Raw genomic sequence first — 18,797 nt, forward strand, 5'->3', positions numbered from 1 at the left:
TTAGCCCCGGTAGAAGCGGCATCCTTTTACTTTTTTCTTTAAAAAGTAAAAGATAGAGCGGATAACGGGAAATAGCTCCTGAAAAAATTATTTTTTAGCGGTAAATCTTGGATCGGTTGCCATAACGGTTCCGCATTTTTTGCAAGTTCGTAGTTCTTCAGAATTGTAAAAATGCTCAAAATGCGGCAAGAAATCTTTTTCGATATTGTTGAGTTCAAAAAACACTTCGTGCAACTTGTGATTGCAGCTATCGCAATACCATAACAATCCGTCTACAAAACCTTGGTTGGCTCTTTTTCGCTCAATTACCAAACCGATGGAACCTTCGGAACGAACAGGAGAATGCGGAATCGTAGCTGGATGAAGGTACATATCGCCAGGATTAAGTTCTAAAACATGACGCTCGCCCTCTTCCTGAATAATCACCTGAATCGAACCTTCTAACTGATAGAATAATTCTTCGGTTTCATTGTAATGAAAATCCTTTCGGGCATTTGGTCCCGCAACAATCATTACAATATAATCGCCAGAATCTACATACAAATTTTTGTTACCAACGGGTGGTTTTAGCAATTGACGGTTTTCGTCAATCCATTTGGTAAGATTAAAAGGTCTTGAAATTGCCATTTTGAGTTTTTTTTTAAGAAAAGCTAAGGTACGAAAAAAAGAATTTTGGTTTTATAAACAAAAAGACTAAACTAATCTAACCGCAAAGAACGCAATGAAAAATTATTCTTTATCTTTAAAAACGCAAAGAACGCAAAGCTTTGCGTTCCTTGCATAATCCTTTGTAATCTTTGCGGTTAAAATTTCAAACCGTTTGTTTATATCTATTTAGCTTCTTTAATCAGATAAATATATACAGGAAAGTGATCGCTAAAACCCACTTCGGTTGCCGAATGCCGTTTGGGATAACCTTTGTATTGTCCGGAATTTTGAATCAAATAGCTTTTATTAAAAATACCTGCTTTCCAATATTGATAAGTAGAAAAATCGCTTTTTATTAGTGATTCTGTGACCATAATTTGGTCGAAAATATCCCATGAATCTCTGTAAGCAATTGTTCCCAAACCTTTTTTGGCCATTTCTTCAAATGGATTATAGATGCCTAATTCAGGAACTTCTTTTTTTTGCCCTTTGGCACCAAGGATTTTTTTAATACTGTTATTAAAAGGGCCATCGTTCAAATCGCCCATTGTAATTACCTTAGCATTAGGATTTATTTTTTGTAAAGAGTCAATTATTTTCCGATTCAGCATTCCAGCTGCTTCCCTAAACGGACTGGATTTTTTCTCACTACCAGAACGTGACGGCCAGTGATTGACTATAATATGAATCTCTTCACCTTCCAGAAAACCAGTAATTAAGAGTTGGTCACGTGTAAAAACCCGATTGTCATAGCTATTTTGAACCACTTCATCGTCATCTTCTGAAGCGGAAATCAATTCCTGATGCTGAACTTCTTTTTTGTAGATGTAAAGCGGAATATTTGTATAAGAAGTAGGTGAAAAATATTTATTCTGAAACAACAGAGCCACATCAATACCTCTTTTATCTGGCGAATCAAAATGAATGATTCCATAATCCTGCAATGCCATTTGAGGCTGTCGCACTAAATCTTCCAGTACACCCCGATTCTCAATTTCGGAACCTGCAATAAACGTGGGCGAATTAGTGTTTGCTGGTTTACCTATTTCGGTTAAAACACGAGTTAGATTCTGCAGTTTTTGCTGGTATTTTTCAGCAGTCCAGCGTTGTGCACCTTGTGGAGTCCACTCATCATCATTAGTACTTGGGTCGTTTATGGTGTCAAAAAGATTTTCGAAATTATAAAAAGCTACTGTATGGATTCGGTAACTTTTTTGCTGTGAAAATCCAATTTGAACTAAAAACAAACAAACAATAGATAGAATCAATCTTAAAATACGCATAACCATCTCAATTTAAAGCACTTTAGTAAATTTAATCCATTTTAGATAACTATCAACAAATTATTTTGAATTTAGCTATCTTTGTTTGAATGCTTCGCAAAAGCATTTATTTTTTTTATTTACACAGGAAACCTTAATTATGCTTATTTCTCGATTGCAATTTTTAAAACAACTCTTTAGCGCATTTTCTTTCCTGATTTTAATTTTTCAATCTTTCAACAGTCAAGCCCAACACATGATTACACCAGCCGCTTTACAAAAAGGAGACACAGTTGCCATTGTAGCTACCGCCAGAAAATATACTGATAACAATCTAAAACCCGCTATAGATTTACTACATAGTTGGGGACTTGAAGTGGTTATTGGCAAAAGCATTGGACTTGACAACCATCAACTGGCCGGCACTGACGAACAAAGAGCTGCCGATTTTCAAACACAGCTCGATAATCCAAACATCAAAGCCATTTGGTGTGTAAAAGGCGGTTATGGAACGGTGAGAATCATTGATACATTGGATTTTACTAAATTCAAACAAAACCCAAAATGGATTGTGGGTTTTAGCGATATTACTGTTTTGCACAATCATTTGAATACTTTAGGTTATAAAACCATTCACGGGATTATGCCGGTTACTGCTCCAAGAGCAACACTTGAAGCCAAAGTAACATTAAAAAAAGCGTTGTTTAACGAAAATTTGAGTTACGAAATTCCTTCGGATCCAATGAATAGAATTGGCAAAGCCAAAGGCGAATTAGTCGGCGGAAACCTGTCAATTTTATATAGTTTGTTTGGCTCTCCCTCTGCAATTGATTGTCAAGATAAAATTTTATTCCTTGAAGATTTAGACGAATATTTATATCATATTGACCGTATGATGATGAACTTAAAACGCAATGGTTGCCTGGAAAGCATCAAAGGAATTGTGGTAGGTTCGATGACAAAAATGAAAGACAACGACATTCCCTGGGGGAAAAATGCGGTTCAGATTATAGAAGATGTAACTAAAAAATACAATATTCCTGTTATTTATAATTTTCCAGCAGGACACATTCAAGACAATAGAGCTTTAATTTTAGGAAGTACTGTGTCTATGGAAGTTACTCCAGTAAAAAGCATATTACTATTTGAGGACTAATCGATTGCAATGGTAATGAAAAAAATCAATAGCAATTTCAATAGAATTGCTGTATAATCACCGAACACTAAAACTCACTACTGAACACTATTTCTAATGGCAGAGCACAACGAATTAGGAAAACTTGGCGAAGAATTAGCTGTTGAATTTTTACAAAACAATGGCTATACGATTTTAGAGACCAATTGGACTTTTCAGAAAGCCGAAGTGGACATTATTGCTCAAATAGCAGATACACTGGCTATTGTAGAGGTAAAAACCCGTTCTTCAATTGAATTTGGTCTTCCTCAGGACTTTGTCAATTCGAAAAAAATCAAACTACTTACGAAAGCCATCGACAACTACGTAGTTGAAAAAAATCTGGATATTAATGTCCGATTTGATATTATTGCCATCCAAAAAGACCATAAATCTTTTGTAATTGAACATATTACAGACGCTTTTTATCACTTTTAACTATACTTTTTGATGTTATTTTTGTAACAAATTGTTTTTTTTATTATATTTGCTGAAATTTTTAACGATTTAACTAAGTAAATCTACAAAAAACTAAGTAAATATACCTATTTTATTATGAAAACTGTTTCATCAATTGTCGAGAATTACATCAAAACAAAACCATTTTTATTGAATGCTTTGTCTCTTGGAATTATCAATTTAACCTCTTTATCCCGAAACATCATGTCGGAATTAGAGAGTGAATTTGGAAAAGAAGTAAAACAAGGCGCTGTTGTAATGTCGTTAAAACGATTGACAGAAGAATTAGACTTTAGACTGAATCATAAGATCAATAAAGTCATTAAAAATATAGGTGAAATCACAGTTCGATCTGCTTTGACTGATTATACTTTTGCGGTTTCTGAAACGGTTTTAAACAAACAAGCCGAATTAATTTCAGACATCAATGCCTTTCCCGATGTTTTTTACACTTCTTCAAGAGGCGTAAATGAAATCAACATTGTGGTAAGTAATACGGTAAATAAATTAGTAGACAAGCATTTTTCTAGCGAAAAATTAATCCAGAAATTAGACAATCTGGCTTCTATAACGGTGAAATTACCAAAAGAAAACATTGTAGTTCCAGGCATTTACTACTTCATTTTTCAGCGTCTAGCCTGGGAAGGAATTATCATCAACGAAGTAATTTCAACTTCAAATGAATTTACTATTTTAGTAGGCGAAGACCAGGTAGATGTGGCTTTCAAAGTGATTAAAGATTTGAAAAACTAAAGACAGCAGTTATCAAAATCACAAAATAAACCAGGTTTTCGACCTTTTTCAAAACCATAAATCTGTTTTATTCGTAAATAACAAAAACTTAAAATTTTTGTATTATGAATAAAACAAATTTAATTAATCGACTTGCTTCATTGTTGCTATTAGGGACAATAGCTTTTACTGCATTTTCTTGTAATGATGACAATAATTCATCAGATATGGAAATGGGGCCAACTGCACCTGATGTTAATTTTACAGCAATAACAAATAATAATAGTATTGTAAAATACAATGCTAAAAATTTAACTACACCTACTGCAACAACTCCCATTAGTGGCTTGCCAAATGGAGAAAAAATTATAAGTATTGATTACAGACCAGCAACAGGACAGTTGTATGGATTAGGGACTTCTAGCCGTCTTTATTTTATAAATGAAGAATCTGGTTTGGCTACCGCCCTAGGAAGTGCTCCTTTTACACCAGCACTAAACGGAACAATTGCCAGCATAGACTTCAATCCAACCGTAGATAGAATTCGATTAGTTACTCCAACGGGACAAAATTTACGTTTGCATCCTGAGATAGGAACAGTTGTGGCCACTGATGGTTCAATAAATGGTGGCACAAATCCGAATATTGGAGCAGTCGCTTATACTAATAGTGTTGCAGGGACTTCTTCAACACAACTTTACGATATTGATTTTGCACAGGATAAATTATATCTTCAAAATCCACCAAACAACGGAACTTTAGAAGAAGTTGGATCTTTAGGTGTTGATTTTTCTGGAGTTGGAAATTTTGACATTACCCCTGATAACGGTTGCGCACTAGCGGTTACTTTCGACAATAATGCTTCTACATTATATAAAATTAATTTAACTACCGGAAAAGCTGATAATGTTGGTACTTTTGGATTAGCAGTGATTGGTATTGCTTTTAAAACTAATCCTGTAGCCTTCGCAGCATCTTCAGACAACAAATTATACCGATTCGATCCAACAAACCCAACAATGAATCCAGTAAATTTTGTTGGTCTTTTGAACGACGAAATGGTAGTTGGTTTGGATTTCAGACCTGCAAATGGTGCACTATTTGCTATCACTAACCAAAGCAGATTATTAACCGTAAACACTGCCAATGGACAAGTTTCTGCGGTTGGTAGCCCATTAACACCAGCAGTGTCAGGAACTTTTATTGGATTTGACTTTAATCCGATGGTGGACAGAATAAGACTGGTAACCAACACAGGTCAAAATTTAAGATTACACCCAGATCTAGGCACTGTAGCAGCAACAGATGTTAGCTTGAACCCTGGAACACCTGCTGTAAGTGGAGCTGCTTACACCAATAATTTCGCTACTACTGCAAGCACTAATTTATTTGTTATCGATCATACTACGAATATGCTTTACAATCAAACACCTCCAAACAATGGAGTTTTAGTTTCAGTTGGTGCCTTAGGAATTGATGTTGAATCAGATAATGACTTTGACATTGGAGGTAGTTCTAACAAAGCTTACGGATTATTTAAAGTAGCAGGAACAACGGCCGTATATTCTGTGAATTTGACAACCGGTGCAGCTACAAAAATTAAAGATTTTAATATCACAGCAACTGCAATGGCGGTTGGTTTAGGATTCTAAAAATATAAAATTTCATTTTGTTTTAACTAAAAACCCAGTCAGGATTTCGAAAATCTTGACTGGGTTTTTTAATGATATTTAGCAAATCGATTCATTACGATGTCGTGACTAATAAATTCATCTTTTTCTGCTTGTTTTAAACCGATTTTAATTTCCGCTTTCTCTTCAGCGCTCAAATCATCAAACCAATCCTTTTTGCTGGCTTTTAAAACCATTTCAAGTTTTTCCAATAAACTTTCGTCAATAGTTGTCAACTCTTGAATGAAATTATATTTTCTGGTGGCTAAATTCATAACTTAAAATTTTAGTTTAACAAAGTTATCTTTTTTGATAGTGGTAAAAAAATAAATCGTCAAATTTAACTAAGTGTTTCATTTTCAAAATAATATACTAAAAACTAATTACGATTACTTCCCGAAATATTTCCATCAATTCTAAAGCTCTGAAGGTTGATCTTAGGTTTTCAAAAGTCAATAACAAACGTAAGCCGTTAGCGGTTTGTTATTCTTTTGCATTACAAATTACTTTAGAAAAAACAGTTAAAAACTAGTTTACAGATTCATTAAACCCATACTTTAAAAAAAGCTATTTTTAATAAGTTTTTACACATGAAAAATAATTAAATATACCCACTTTTAGTGATTGTTTAATACATTTTCATTCGTTAAATTTATCTTAAATTTTAAAACAAAATAATCATGAAAAAAATTTACTTACTTTTTAGTGTATGTGTATTATTATTCTCTTGTAGTGATGATGATAACAATGACAATGTAGACAGACAAAAAATAATTGGAAAATACTATTTATTTTCTACAGATGATGTTGAAGTTGATGATTGTGGAAAAGAAACCTATGTTGATATAAAATCAGACGGTACATTAGTATCTGAATATTTTGAGACAGATGGCGATGAATGTATTTCTTTTGACGGAGAAACAACATATACTTACACTATCAAAAACGGGAAAATCACTATTGATAACGAAGAGACTGATGATGTTGAAGTTATCTCCTATAAGTTCGTAGGTGACGATTTAGAATTGACGTACGAAGAAGATGACAAAGTTTTTGTAGACTATTATGTAAAAGCCGAATAATCTAAAACAATTTTTCAAAAAAACGATAATCTTCCAGCTTTTTTCAAGACTGGAAGATTATTTTTTTCAGACAGTACCCTTTATAATAAAATGTTTCTTAATTCAAATTCTTAAACCTCTTTCCCACCCAATAGCTCCATCAACTCCAATGCTCTCCTTGTCGATTTTACGTTATCAAAAGTCAGCAACAAACGTAAACCGTTAGCAGTTTGTTTTTCTTTCATTTTACAAATTGAGGAATGCTTTTGAACAAACTGTAATACTTTATGAAAACGATTCGACTGGTAAAAATCAGATTGTTGATCGGAAACAAAATAGCCAATCATCTTTCCTTGTTTCATGACTAATTTTTCGATTCCCACTCGGGTGGCTACCCATTTTATGCGGATACTGTTCATTAAAGCATTCGCTCGCGGAGGCAAAGGACCAAAACGGTCAATCAGTTTATTTTGAAAAACAACCAATTCTTCTTCGTTTTTAATAGCGCTCAGTTCGTTATACAAATTCAAACGTTCCGAAATATTGTTAATGTATTCATCTGAGAATAACAATTCAAAATCAGTGTCAATTTGTAAATCTTTTACGTATTCCTTGGTTTCAATATCGTTTTCTACTGGATACAAATCTTTGAATTCGTTTTCTTTCAATTCATCGATGGCTTCATTCATGATTTTTTGATACGTATCGAAACCTATTTCATTGATAAAACCAGATTGCTCTCCACCCAATAAATCTCCGGCACCACGAATCTCCAAATCTTTCATCGCAATATTAAATCCGCTACCGAGTTCGCTAAATTGTTCCAAAGCCTGAATACGTTTTCTGGCTTCTTCGGTCATTGCCGAATAAGGCGGACAAATAAAATAACAAAACGCTTTTTTATTGCTTCGACCTACACGACCACGCATTTGATGCAAATCAGAAAGTCCAAAATTATTGGCATTATTAATGAAAATCGTGTTCGCATTCGGCACATCCAATCCACTTTCGATAATGGTTGTAGCTACCAGAACATCAAATTCTCCGTTCATGAAAGCCAACATCAGTTCTTCGAGTTTCTTGCCATCCATTTGTCCGTGACCAATTCCAACTCTGGCATTTGGAACCAAACGCTGAATCATTCCAGCCACTTCCTTAATATTTTCGATTCGGTTATTGATAAAATAAACCTGTCCGTTTCGCTGAATTTCATACGAAATGGCATCACGAATAATTTCTTCACTAAAACCGACTACATTGGTTTCAATAGGATATCTGTTGGGCGGAGGCGTTGTAATTACCGATAAATCACGCGCTGCCATTAACGAAAACTGCAAGGTTCTCGGAATTGGCGTTGCCGTCAAAGTCAAGGTATCCACATTGGCAGCAATAGTTTTGAGTTTGTCTTTTACGTTTACTCCAAACTTTTGCTCTTCATCCACAATCAGCAAACCTAAATCTTTAAAAACCACATTTTTGTTCACCAATTGATGCGTTCCAATCACAATATCTAATTTCCCTTCGGCTAATTGCTTTAAGGTTTCAGCCTTTTGTTTGGCGGTTCTAAAACGATTCAAATAGCCAATTGTAACCGGCATATCCTTTAATCGTTCCGAAAAAGTTCTAAAATGTTGGTACGCTAAAATGGTTGTGGGAACCAAAACCGCTACTTGCTTGCTATTGTCCACCGCTTTAAAAGCCGCACGAATAGCGACTTCGGTTTTTCCAAAACCTACATCTCCGCACACCAAACGATCCATTGGGCGATCGCTTTCCATATCGGCTTTTACTTCCTGAGTTGATTTGGTTTGGTCTGGCGTGTCTTCATAGATAAATGAACTTTCTAATTCGTTTTGCAAATAACTATCGGGTGCAAATTGGAAGCCTTTATCCAATCGCCTTTTGGCATACAATTGAATCAAATTGAAGGCAATATGTTTGACTCTGGCCTTGGTTTTTTGTTTTAAAACTTTCCAGGCATTCGAGCCTAATTTGTATATTTTTGGGGGTGTTCCGTCTTTTCCGTTGTATTTCGAAATTTTGTGTAGCGAATGAATACTCACATACACAATATCATTATCGGCATAAACGAGCTTAATCGTTTCCTGCGTTTTCCCTTCGACCTGGATTTTTTGCAATCCGCCAAATTTTCCAATTCCGTGGTCAATATGCGTCACATAATCGCCCACCGAAAGTGTGGTTAATTCTTTAAGCGTAATATTTTGTTTTTTCGAATAGCCGTTTTTGATGCTGAATTTATGATAACGCTCAAAAATTTGATGATCGGTATAGCATGAAATTTGGTTTTCTTCGTCAATAAAACCCTGATACATCGGCAAAACTATGGTGTTGTATTGCTTGCGAATATTCTCAGAATTTGCCTCGTCAAGCGTTTCGAAAATATCATGAAAACGTTTTGCCTGCGCATCATTTGAACAGAATAAATAATTTTTATAACCGTTAAAATGATTCTCGCTCAAATTATTCAACAACAAATCAAACTGCTTGTTGAACGATGGCTGCGGCTGAATGTGAAATTCGAATTTCTTAGTGGTTCTAAAAATGGCTTTTGAAGCAAATTCTACAACCGAAAAATCCAGCGCCCGTTTTACAAATGCTTTTTGATCCAGGAATAATTGCTCCGGAGTAGCGTGTTTGATATCCTTAGATAATTTCTCGAAAGCTTCTTCGGCTCTCGCAAATTGTCGGTCTAATTGCGATAACAAATCTTCAGTATCCTGAATAAAAATAACCGTTTGTTCCGAAATATAATCCAGGAAACTTTCTCTATTTTCCTGAAAAATCTTGTTTTCTACATTGGGAATAATCGTGATTTTCTTTTGTTGTGCCAATGACAATTGCGTTGCCACATCAAAAGTTCGGATACTTTCGACCTCATCACCAAAAAATTCAATTCGGTACGGATTATCATTCGAAAAAGAAAATACATCGACAATTCCTCCACGAACCGAAAACTCTCCAGGCTCGGTAATAAAATCGACTCTTTTAAATTCATATTCGAATAAAACTTCATTGATAAAATCAATCGAAATTTTATCGCCAACGCTTACTTTTAAGGTGTTTTTATCTAAATCGCGACGTGTCACTACTTTTTCAAACAAGGCTTCGGGATAACTAACAATTACAGCCGGTTTTTTACGGGAATTAATGCGGTTTAATACTTCGGCACGAAGCAAAACATTGGCATTATCAACCTCCTCAATCTGATACGGACGACGAAACGAACCCGGATAAAACAACACATCCTGCTCACCTATCATTTGTTCCAAATCATTCAAATAATACGCTGCTTCTTCTTTATTATTTAAAACAACTAAAAAAGGAAGTTCTGATTTTTTAAACGCCGAACGAATAACAAAAGAAACTGCCGAACCCAGCAAACCGCTAAAATGCAGTTTTGCTGTATTCTTTTCCTGTAACGAAGCAACAATTTGTTGTGTTTTAGGCGAAGTTTCGTAGAGGGTATATAAGGCAGATTTACTCAACTCTTGGGGTGTTTGGGTTAATTATTGCTCTTGTACTTGCTGGAATAACGGATGGATTGGGCATCATTGAATTAGGGATGGCACGTGCTGAATCCAATAACATTCTTCTCATTTCGTCTTCACCTTCCTCCACTGGAATTTTACTTTTCTCGGTAATAATATCCATTTGACGTTGCAAAGTGGCTAATTCTTTGTTGATTTCGCCCACTAATTGCACCACTTTTTTATCTGGAATATCGTCTAAATGAATAAACATATCGAGCAAACGAACCTTGGTTATCAAAACCGATATACGGCTTTTTATTTGTGGTTTATTGAATAATTCCGGAAGATTATTGTTCAAAGCCATAGCTTTCTTAGAAATGGCTGTCGATTTTTGCTGGTAAGCACTTATTGTTTTCTTAGGTTTTTGTGCTAATTCCTGAATAAACAAACGCAATTCGTTCCAGGTTTTTACGCCTTCTTCGGTAGCTTCATTAATAGGTTCATCGTAAAAATCCCAGCCTTTTTTTATGTTCTCAAAAATGATTTTCTTCTTTTGAGCATCTTTGGCATTTTCGGCAATTCTTTTTTGATTGTCTTCTCCCTTACAAGAAATCATTAAGACAAGCAAACAAAGAAAGTAGGATAGTTTATATTTCATCGGTATTTTCATTAAACCGCAAAGTTACAAAGTAAATTGATATTGAAGTGATTTAAACTTTTTCCAATTGGCTACAAAATGGTCTTTTTGACCCATATTTCATCTGTTTTTTTATTCCGTAGCGCTGCTATGCAATGCAAAAAAGCTGAAATCTGGAGTAACAGAGTTTATCACTTACATAGGTGGTGATGGCTACACTGCGCCTATAGTGTTAAAAAGTGATGGTACAACTCAAAATTATTTATATTTACAACGGGATTACCAAGGCAGTATTGTTGCCATTAGCGATGCTTCTGGACAAGTACTGGAAAAACGATTGTTTGATGCTTGGGGAAATGTATTGGCACAAGATGGAGCAGGTAATACATTGAGTGGTCTTACTATACTGGATAGAGGCTACACAGGTCACGAGCATTTGCAAAGCGTGGGACTCATACACATGAATGGACGTTTGTATGATGCTAAGTTGCATCGTTTTTTACAGCCTGATAATCATGTGCAAGAACCTGATAACACTCAGAGTTTTAACAGATATGCATATTGTGTCAACAATCCCTTTAAATATACGGATAAAGACGGAGAATTCTTTATTGCAGCGATAATTGTTGGTGCGGTAATAGGAGGATACATTGGAGGCTCTAAAGCTAATAAAAACTGGAATCCAACCAAATGGGATTGGTCTAGTGGAAAAACATGGGCAGGTATAGGAACAGGTGCACTCATAGGAGCCATAGGTGGCGAAGTGGTAGGTGCAGGTTTAGCTGGTGGCCAAGCTTTTGGATTGTTTACCGTTACTTTAAAAACAGGTATAGCTATTCCAAGTGTGGGGGTATTTGGAATTAGTAAAGCTGGAGATTACTTTGGAACTGAATTTACAAATCCATATGGACAAACATTTAATCAAAATATTGGTACTGTACCAGTTGTAAAACCTAAAAGTGATAGTAATGGTGGTGGGAAAGGTAAAGGAGGTAATTTTTTAGATAATTTGGTACAAAACACATATGGTCCAGTCAGTAATAATGTCCATAATTTTTATGGAGTACCTGTTAAAATTATACCTGAGTTTTTTGGAGGAGGGTCATATTTTGCAGGGTCAATTAATGTGCCTCGCTCTATATGGGAAGGCTATAAAAATGAAGGATTAAATTCATGGTCAGGGCGATTTTTAATGCACGAATACGGACATTTTCTCCAAGAAAAGTATAATCCTATATGGTATAATGTATATGCTGCTCCTTCAAGTTTCTTTAATGCCATATTCAATAATCAAACTGAGCATGCAAAACATTGGGCAGAGATACAAGCAAGTACATATGCTTACTATTATTTTGGATTTCCGAAAGGTTTCGACAAAGAAAACGAAGTGAATTCAAATTACCTTAGTTTAACAATAAGAAATTCTATATTTAGACAATATCTCAAAAATTAAATTATGACTAACAATAGATTAAGTATATTTCTTGCTTTTTTGGCTTTCTTTATATTAGTAAGTTGTATGGATAGATTGGATAAGAGAAATTTAATTATATATAATAATTCTAATAAGACGATTTATACCGTTATTTCATCAAATGATAGTGTGAATTTTTTAGGAAACTATGATGATTTTGAATATAAAGAAAATTATATATATACAAAAGAAGGAAGGATTAAAGCATTTGTGTTTTTAGACATAGCCCCAAATGTTAAAACACCTAGTAATGATAAACCTAATAATTGGGATTTATACTTTGAATCCAGTAGTGACAAGAAAATAAGATTATTTTTTATTTATAAACATAGTGTGGATAAATACGGTTGGAAGGAAATATTTAAGAATAATATCTATGATAAAAAGTATTATTTAACCATCGATGATTTAAATAGAATGAACTGGCAGATTGAGTTCAAAGAGGATTAGAAAAGTAGATTACTCAGATTTATATCATGTCGACAAACGTTAGTTGCAGCTTATTTTATCTGCGCCTATAAAAATGAGCTTATACAGTAAAAGAGTTGTAGCCTTAAAACAGCTACAACTTTTTTGTTTAATTTATCAGAAGATTATTATTTTAGTTCTGCCAGAAATTATGCAAGTTTGGATAATGAACTAGAAGTAATAGTATTAAACTTGTTTTGACAATCTTTTCGGGCACAGGTAAATACCTGCGCTAACGATTGTAGTATGGTAAAACTGCGCGATCGGGGAAAAGATAAAACTTGGATGGAAAGATTTAGTTGCAGGATTACAAGTAGTTGCAGGAACAATTATGTTGTTTATTCCTGGAACGCAGATAATAGGGGGTGCTTTATTGCTTAATGGGTTGAGTTATTTTAAATCAACTTACGATCAATACAAAGTAACAGGAGATTGGGGAACCGCTTCAAAGAACTCATCGATAATGTTTGGTTATAAGATTGACACTGATTGGGGTTATGATAATGATAAGAAAAACGGTGTTAATCAAAATGAGCCTGTGATTAAACCTAAAAGTGATACTAGTGGTGGAGGGAAAGATAAAGAAGGTAATACAAGTACTATCTTAGATATAGGGGGTGGTATATTTGGAGCTTTAGAAACTACTGCAACACCAGGTAATCAATGGCTCGGTAAGAATGGTAAGTATTATAATAACTCTTGGGGAGGAAATCAATATACAGGTAGCCGTGCAGGAGCTTATGTAGCAGCAAGTAATTACAAATGGGCTGGAGGAGCAGCATTAGGAGCGGGTGTTTTACTTAGCGGTATAGACACATACAATGCCTATCAATTAGATGGAAAACGTTTTGGTTATAATGCACAACGTGCAGCTGTAAGTGCCACAGGAGGTATAATTGGTGGATGGGCTGGTGCAGAAGCTGGAGCATATAGTTTCGGTATAATTGGGGGAATGATAGGAGGTCCACCTGGTGCGGCAGTAGGAGCAATTGCAGGAGGATTTATAGGTGGTTTTGGTGGAGGTTACTTTGGAGGATTCATAGGTGGAAGATCGGTTAATTTTTATCACAACAGATAGTTATGAAAATAATAGAATTTTATTTAAACATAGTTCATTTTTGTTATTATAAAGCACATTACAAATTGCATTTACTGACCAATAAAGTAAATCCTTTTCGTTTATTAGCCGAAATTCCTGTTGTAAAAAAAAGGCTTGAAAAAAAGGGTGTAAAAAATATTCAAAAAGAAATAGACACTGCTTTCGGAAACAAAAAGAATGGTTTGAGTATAACTGTTGCAGGTGGTTTTTTATTTGTATTATTATTTTTCTTTTTCTTTGGCGTTTTCAGTTTAATTTATAAGTCTTTCACAGCGGAATATTTGAAAACGAGTCATTTTGTAGTTTTTGGGGTTTTATCGACAGTGGTATGCTATGCGTTTGTTTTTAAAAAAGATAAATACATAAAGTATTTCGATAAGTTTGAAAAATGGAATAAAGGGGAAAAAAGAAAATATAATTTTAGCGCATTGTGTATTACGGTTATTATTATTGCTATTTGGATTTTAAGTTTTTAAAAAAATGGCTCATCTTGTAAAGTGTTGATCAAATTTAAATTAAGTGATATTGACTATAATTACTTAAAAACGTTTCAATGATACCTGTTAGTTATTAAATCAATTTTACTTTTATTTAATAGACTTAATGAATAATAAAATTTTTATTTTATTACTATTTTACACTACACCCCGATCGCTCGAACTTGTCGCATGTAGGCAAACGTTAGCGCAGGCATTTACCTGTGCCCACAAAGAGGAGCAAAAACAGCAAAAAAGTTGTAGCCTAAAAAGCTATAACTTTTTTGTTTAATTTATCAGAAGATTATCATTTTAGTTCTGCCAGAAATTATGCAAGTTTGGATAATGAACTAGAAGTAATAGTATTAAACTTGTTTTGACAATCTTTTCGGGCACAGGCAAATGCCTGCGCTAACGATTGTGTGGTAAAACTGCGCGATCGGGGTTTTTCGTTTCAATCTTTTGTTTTTTAAAGAAAAAAACAAAAGGATTTTCACTTCAACCACTAACGCAAAAACTTACTTCACCTCAAAAACATTATTATCCAATTTCACATCAGCCATTAAGCCACTTGGGTCAATGGTTACTTTTTTAATTGTGCTTTTAGGTTTCCCGATACTGAATTCATATTTCGGATTTGCCCAAGCCCAATCAGTTAAAACCGTTCTTTTAATTTCAGTCCCGACGCTTCGGGATGGATTTTCTTTTTCAAAAAATAGCATTCGTAACGGAATATAGAAACTTTCTACTGTTCCATCTAGATATTCCACTTGTAAATCAATAGGCATCGGCATTCTACCGATTCTTTCTAAACTGACTATCGTATTTTGGCCATTTTCTTTAACCGCGGTAATTCCATAATCGATGGTATTAGTGGTTTCAGTCCAATCGGTCAAATACCAATCCAATTCAGCTCCCGAAACACGTTCGGCAGTTCGTTTGATGTCATTTGGCGTAGGATGCTTGAATTTAAATTCCTGATAATACCTTTTAATCGTCTTAGCTAAATTATCCTCCCCAATTAAATAGCCCAACTGCGACAAGAAAATACTGCCTTTAATGTAGGATGAAATACTATACGGTCTGTTTTCATCATAACGGTCAGCATGCGTGGTTTGCGGCTGCTCTTTGCCAGAATTCACTAAATTGAGATAAGCCACATAGTTTTGTTTAAACGGATTTTCTACTTTTTTAACCGCCATTTCATTGGTCACTACATTCTCTACATAGGTCGTGAAACCTTCGTCCATCCAGGCGTGTTTTGACTCATTAGAAGCTAAAATATGCTGAAACCAGGAATGTCCCAATTCATGCGTGGCAGTGCCAAAAATTCCCTGAAGCGTTCCGTTTCCTAAAATCAAAGTACACATGGCATATTCCATTCCGCCATCGCCACCCTGAATAAAAGAATATTGTTTGTACGGATAATTGCCAATTTTCTGATTAAACAAATCCATTGCTTTAACCATTAAAGGTTGTAAATTTTTCCAGTTCTCTATTATTTTTGGATTGTTCTTGTATAGAAAATGCAAGTCTATATCATTCGGCCCTTTGACTACATCATGTACATAATCAGGATCGGCAGCCCAGGTAAAATCGTGAACCATGGGTGCAACAAAATGCCAAGTTAGATTTTTAGTTTTCTTTGGGTATTTTACCTCAACTCCTTTTTCCTGATAACCATGACCTATAGTATTAGGATTTTGTAAATAGCCGGAACCTCCTAGAACGTACTCTTTATCAATGGTGATTTTTACATCAAAATTGCCCCAAACTCCGTGAAATTCTCTGGCGATATAGGGATCAGCATGCCAACCTTCGAAATCAAATTCGGCTATTTTTGGATACCATTGCGCCATAGACAATGCCACTCCTTCTGAATTATTTCTTCCCGAACGACGAATTTGAACCGGAACTTGTCCGTCAAAATTCAATGTAAAAGTAGTTTTAGAATGGGGCAGAATTGGCTTTGCCAAAATAACTTCTAAAATAGTCCCAATGGTTTTAGTTGTAGCGGCAACACCGTCTTGTTTAAAATTGCTAATTTTTAAATATCCTATTTCGTCAGGTTTCAAATTCTCAATACGGTTTTCTCTTAGCTCTACGCCATTAACTTTCGTTTTTTTCACCATTCTAGCATCGGCATCACTAACATTTTGTGCTCTAACGGACATTTCACTTCCCGGTTGAAAAGCATTGTTGTACAAATGATAATACACTTTCTTCAAAGTATCCGAAGAATTATTGGTATAAATCAATTCTTGTGTTCCTTTGTATTGAAAGTTTTTCACATCCATGAATACTTCCATTTTATAATCAACTTCTTGTTGCCAATAAGAAGCATCCTGAGCGATTACAGGAAAGACATTGGATAAAATTAACGTCAGTAAGAAGATTTTTTTCATTGCTATATAATAAAAAATGGAAGAACATTTGTCCTTCCATTAGATTAATGCCTTTCTAAATTATTTTTTAGCCATTTTATTAGCCATTAAAATAGCATTGTATGCGTTTACCATTTTTCCTGTTTTGGACAATTCATTAAAAGGGCGTACATCATTCAATTTACCACCCACAACTACATCTTTATCAATTACTACCCCAGATTCCATCAAGATATGTTTGACTTGCGAGGCAGATAATTTTGGGTAATAAGAGCGAATTAATGCCGCAACTCCAGCTACATTTGGCGCAGCCATCGATGTTCCTTGCAAAAATTTATAGGTGTTTTCAGGAGTCGAAGCATAGATTTTTACACCTGGAGCAAAAACATCTACATTGATTTTTCCAATATTAGAAAAACGTGCCACAATATTTTCTCCGTATTCAAAATTCAAAGCTCCAACAGTGATTAAATTATCTGAAATCTCTGTTTTTCTGTCTTCAGAATCATTAGGAAAATTATCATAAAAATCAATATTCTTCGCGTCATTTCCTGCGGCATGAATAATCAAAACATCTTTTTTAGCAGCGTATTTAATAGCGTCAAAAACCCAATTTTTATGTGGCGAAAAAGCTTTTCCAAAACTTCCATTGATCACTTTTGCTCCATTATCAACGGCATAACGAATGGCTAAAGCAATATCTTTGTCATATTCATCTCCATCTGGAACGGCGCGAACCGTAAGGATTTCTACATTATTTGCAATTCCGTCTCCACCAATAGTATTGTTTCTTACTTGAGCAACAATTCCAGCTACGTGAGTTCCATGAAGCGCTTCTTTTTTATCTGGCCCTATAACGTTGTTATTACCATAAACAACATCCGTTATATCATTTGGATTATCTCCAAGTACTTTTCTGTAATCTACAGCTAAATTTTCTTGTTTTAAGAGTTCGTCTTTCGTTTCTATTTGAGTTTGAATTTCTTTTTTCAAATCAGCAATAGGCATACCATAAGAAAGCATTCTTTGCATAACATTTTTGCTTTTTTGAATCAAAGTGTCTTTAGATTCAATCGCTTCTAAATCATTGGCTGTATAAATTTCTTTACCTAATTGTTTCTGAAGACTCTCATCTGCATTCGTCAATTGAGTAATCAGAGTGGCATAATAATTCTTTTCGGTCTGTGCATCGGCTATTTTTTTATCGTAGAGTTTTTTTGCTTCTTGATATGTAGCTCCATCCACTAAAGTTTTGTCTTTAATGATTCTTTCGTATTCTAAATGCTCTTTGGTAATATCACCCAGAAAATTCCATCCGTGAATATCGTCAATAAAACCGTTTTTGTCATCGTCAATTCCGTTTCCGGGAATTTCTTTAGGATTAGTCCAAACCACCGATTTTAAATCTTCGTGTTCAATATCTACTCCCGAATCTACAATTCCAACAATTACTTTTTCTGACTTTCGATTTTTCAATAATTCGGCATAAGCCCTATCCACGCTCATTCCTGGAACCGTATCTTTTATAATATCATAATGACTCCAACGCTTTAACTGCGTTTCAGTTAAAGGCTGCTTTTTGGTAACATTTACTGGAGCCGTTATTTGGGTTATGGATTTATAATTTGGTAATTTTTGTGCTCCACATCCTGCTAAAACTAGAGCAGATAATAAAGAAAGACAGATCGGTTTTATCGTATTCATGTATATTAATTATTTAGTGCGTTTCAAATATAGATTAAAAATAATTTTTCTTTTCGAA

The 18,797-nt window shown here is 34.6% G+C and carries 16 protein-coding genes; 9 read left to right on the forward strand and 7 right to left on the reverse strand.

The window, feature by feature from the left end:
* Nucleotides 1-87 precede the first annotated feature (87 nt).
* Together AAGV28_RS14045 and AAGV28_RS14050 are read right to left on the reverse strand one after the other, a co-directional pair.
* Nucleotides 88-627: a 3-hydroxyanthranilate 3,4-dioxygenase gene (locus tag AAGV28_RS14045; protein WP_373407385.1), complete on the reverse strand. Its 540-nt coding sequence runs from the start codon at nucleotides 625-627 to the stop codon at nucleotides 88-90.
* A gap of 203 nt (nucleotides 628-830) precedes the next feature.
* Nucleotides 831-1,931, reverse strand: coding sequence for an endonuclease/exonuclease/phosphatase family protein (locus AAGV28_RS14050; protein ID WP_373407386.1), 1,101 nt, complete (start codon nucleotides 1,929-1,931; stop codon nucleotides 831-833).
* A gap of 235 nt (nucleotides 1,932-2,166) precedes the next feature.
* Here AAGV28_RS14050 and AAGV28_RS14055 point away from each other — a divergent pair, with 235 nt between their 5' ends.
* The 4 genes from AAGV28_RS14055 to AAGV28_RS14070 all read left to right on the forward strand — a co-directional run bounded on the left by AAGV28_RS14055 (nucleotide 2,167) and on the right by AAGV28_RS14070 (nucleotide 5,927).
* Nucleotides 2,167-3,066: a S66 peptidase family protein gene (locus AAGV28_RS14055; protein ID WP_373407433.1), complete on the forward strand. Its 900-nt coding sequence runs from the start codon at nucleotides 2,167-2,169 to the stop codon at nucleotides 3,064-3,066.
* 96 nt (nucleotides 3,067-3,162) lie between these two features.
* Nucleotides 3,163-3,522, forward strand: coding sequence for a YraN family protein (locus AAGV28_RS14060; protein WP_373407387.1), 360 nt, complete (start codon nucleotides 3,163-3,165; stop codon nucleotides 3,520-3,522).
* Nucleotides 3,523-3,639: 117 nt separating this feature from the next.
* Entirely contained in the window at nucleotides 3,640-4,296 is a 657-nt protein-coding gene (locus tag AAGV28_RS14065) for an aspartate kinase (protein WP_373391330.1), read from the forward strand.
* Between the two features lie 104 nt (nucleotides 4,297-4,400).
* Nucleotides 4,401-5,927 (forward strand): DUF4394 domain-containing protein, encoded by a 1,527-nt coding sequence (locus tag AAGV28_RS14070; protein WP_373407388.1) that lies wholly within the window; start codon nucleotides 4,401-4,403, stop codon nucleotides 5,925-5,927.
* Nucleotides 5,928-5,995: 68 nt separating this feature from the next.
* Here the strand turns inward: AAGV28_RS14070 and AAGV28_RS14075 are convergent, their stop codons facing one another.
* A complete protein-coding gene (locus tag AAGV28_RS14075; protein ID WP_373407389.1) occupies nucleotides 5,996-6,220 on the reverse strand; it encodes a hypothetical protein in 225 nt (74 codons plus the stop codon).
* Between the two features lie 405 nt (nucleotides 6,221-6,625).
* Here AAGV28_RS14075 and AAGV28_RS14080 point away from each other — a divergent pair, with 405 nt between their 5' ends.
* Nucleotides 6,626-7,027 (forward strand): lipocalin-like domain-containing protein, encoded by a 402-nt coding sequence (locus tag AAGV28_RS14080; protein ID WP_373407390.1) that lies wholly within the window; start codon nucleotides 6,626-6,628, stop codon nucleotides 7,025-7,027.
* Between the two features lie 110 nt (nucleotides 7,028-7,137).
* Here AAGV28_RS14080 and mfd read toward each other — a convergent pair whose 3' ends face one another.
* Complete coding sequence (mfd, locus tag AAGV28_RS14085) at nucleotides 7,138-10,512, reverse strand: transcription-repair coupling factor (RefSeq protein WP_373407391.1); 3,375 nt, start codon at nucleotides 10,510-10,512, stop codon at nucleotides 7,138-7,140.
* On the reverse strand, nucleotides 10,505-11,155 hold the full coding sequence (locus AAGV28_RS14090; RefSeq protein ID WP_373407392.1) for a hypothetical protein: 651 nt from the start codon (nucleotides 11,153-11,155) through the stop codon (nucleotides 10,505-10,507). The genes mfd and AAGV28_RS14090 overlap by 8 nt, the downstream gene beginning before the upstream one ends.
* 208 nt (nucleotides 11,156-11,363) lie before the next feature.
* Between AAGV28_RS14090 and AAGV28_RS14095 the strand changes: the two genes are divergently transcribed.
* The 4 genes from AAGV28_RS14095 to AAGV28_RS14110 all read left to right on the forward strand — a co-directional run bounded on the left by AAGV28_RS14095 (nucleotide 11,364) and on the right by AAGV28_RS14110 (nucleotide 14,651).
* On the forward strand, nucleotides 11,364-12,587 hold the full coding sequence (locus tag AAGV28_RS14095; RefSeq protein WP_373407393.1) for an RHS repeat domain-containing protein: 1,224 nt from the start codon (nucleotides 11,364-11,366) through the stop codon (nucleotides 12,585-12,587).
* 3 nt (nucleotides 12,588-12,590) lie between these two features.
* Nucleotides 12,591-13,058 (forward strand): hypothetical protein, encoded by a 468-nt coding sequence (locus AAGV28_RS14100; RefSeq protein ID WP_373407394.1) that lies wholly within the window; start codon nucleotides 12,591-12,593, stop codon nucleotides 13,056-13,058.
* A 349-nt stretch (nucleotides 13,059-13,407) separates the two neighbouring features.
* On the forward strand, nucleotides 13,408-14,154 hold the full coding sequence (locus AAGV28_RS14105) for a hypothetical protein (RefSeq protein WP_373407395.1): 747 nt from the start codon (nucleotides 13,408-13,410) through the stop codon (nucleotides 14,152-14,154).
* A 2-nt stretch (nucleotides 14,155-14,156) separates the two neighbouring features.
* A complete protein-coding gene (locus tag AAGV28_RS14110; protein ID WP_373407396.1) occupies nucleotides 14,157-14,651 on the forward strand; it encodes a hypothetical protein in 495 nt (164 codons plus the stop codon).
* A gap of 518 nt (nucleotides 14,652-15,169) precedes the next feature.
* Here the strand turns inward: AAGV28_RS14110 and AAGV28_RS14115 are convergent.
* A complete protein-coding gene (locus AAGV28_RS14115; protein WP_373407397.1) occupies nucleotides 15,170-17,056 on the reverse strand; it encodes a M1 family metallopeptidase in 1,887 nt (628 codons plus the stop codon).
* A gap of 60 nt (nucleotides 17,057-17,116) precedes the next feature.
* Nucleotides 17,117-18,739, reverse strand: a complete 1,623-nt coding sequence (locus AAGV28_RS14120; protein ID WP_373407398.1) for a S8 family peptidase — start codon at nucleotides 18,737-18,739, stop codon at nucleotides 17,117-17,119.
* Nucleotides 18,740-18,797: the final 58 nt, after the last annotated feature.

The sequence above is a fragment of the Flavobacterium zubiriense genome (genome assembly GCF_041729725.1).
GTDB classification, from domain to species: Bacteria; Bacteroidota; Bacteroidia; order Flavobacteriales; family Flavobacteriaceae; genus Flavobacterium; species Flavobacterium zubiriense.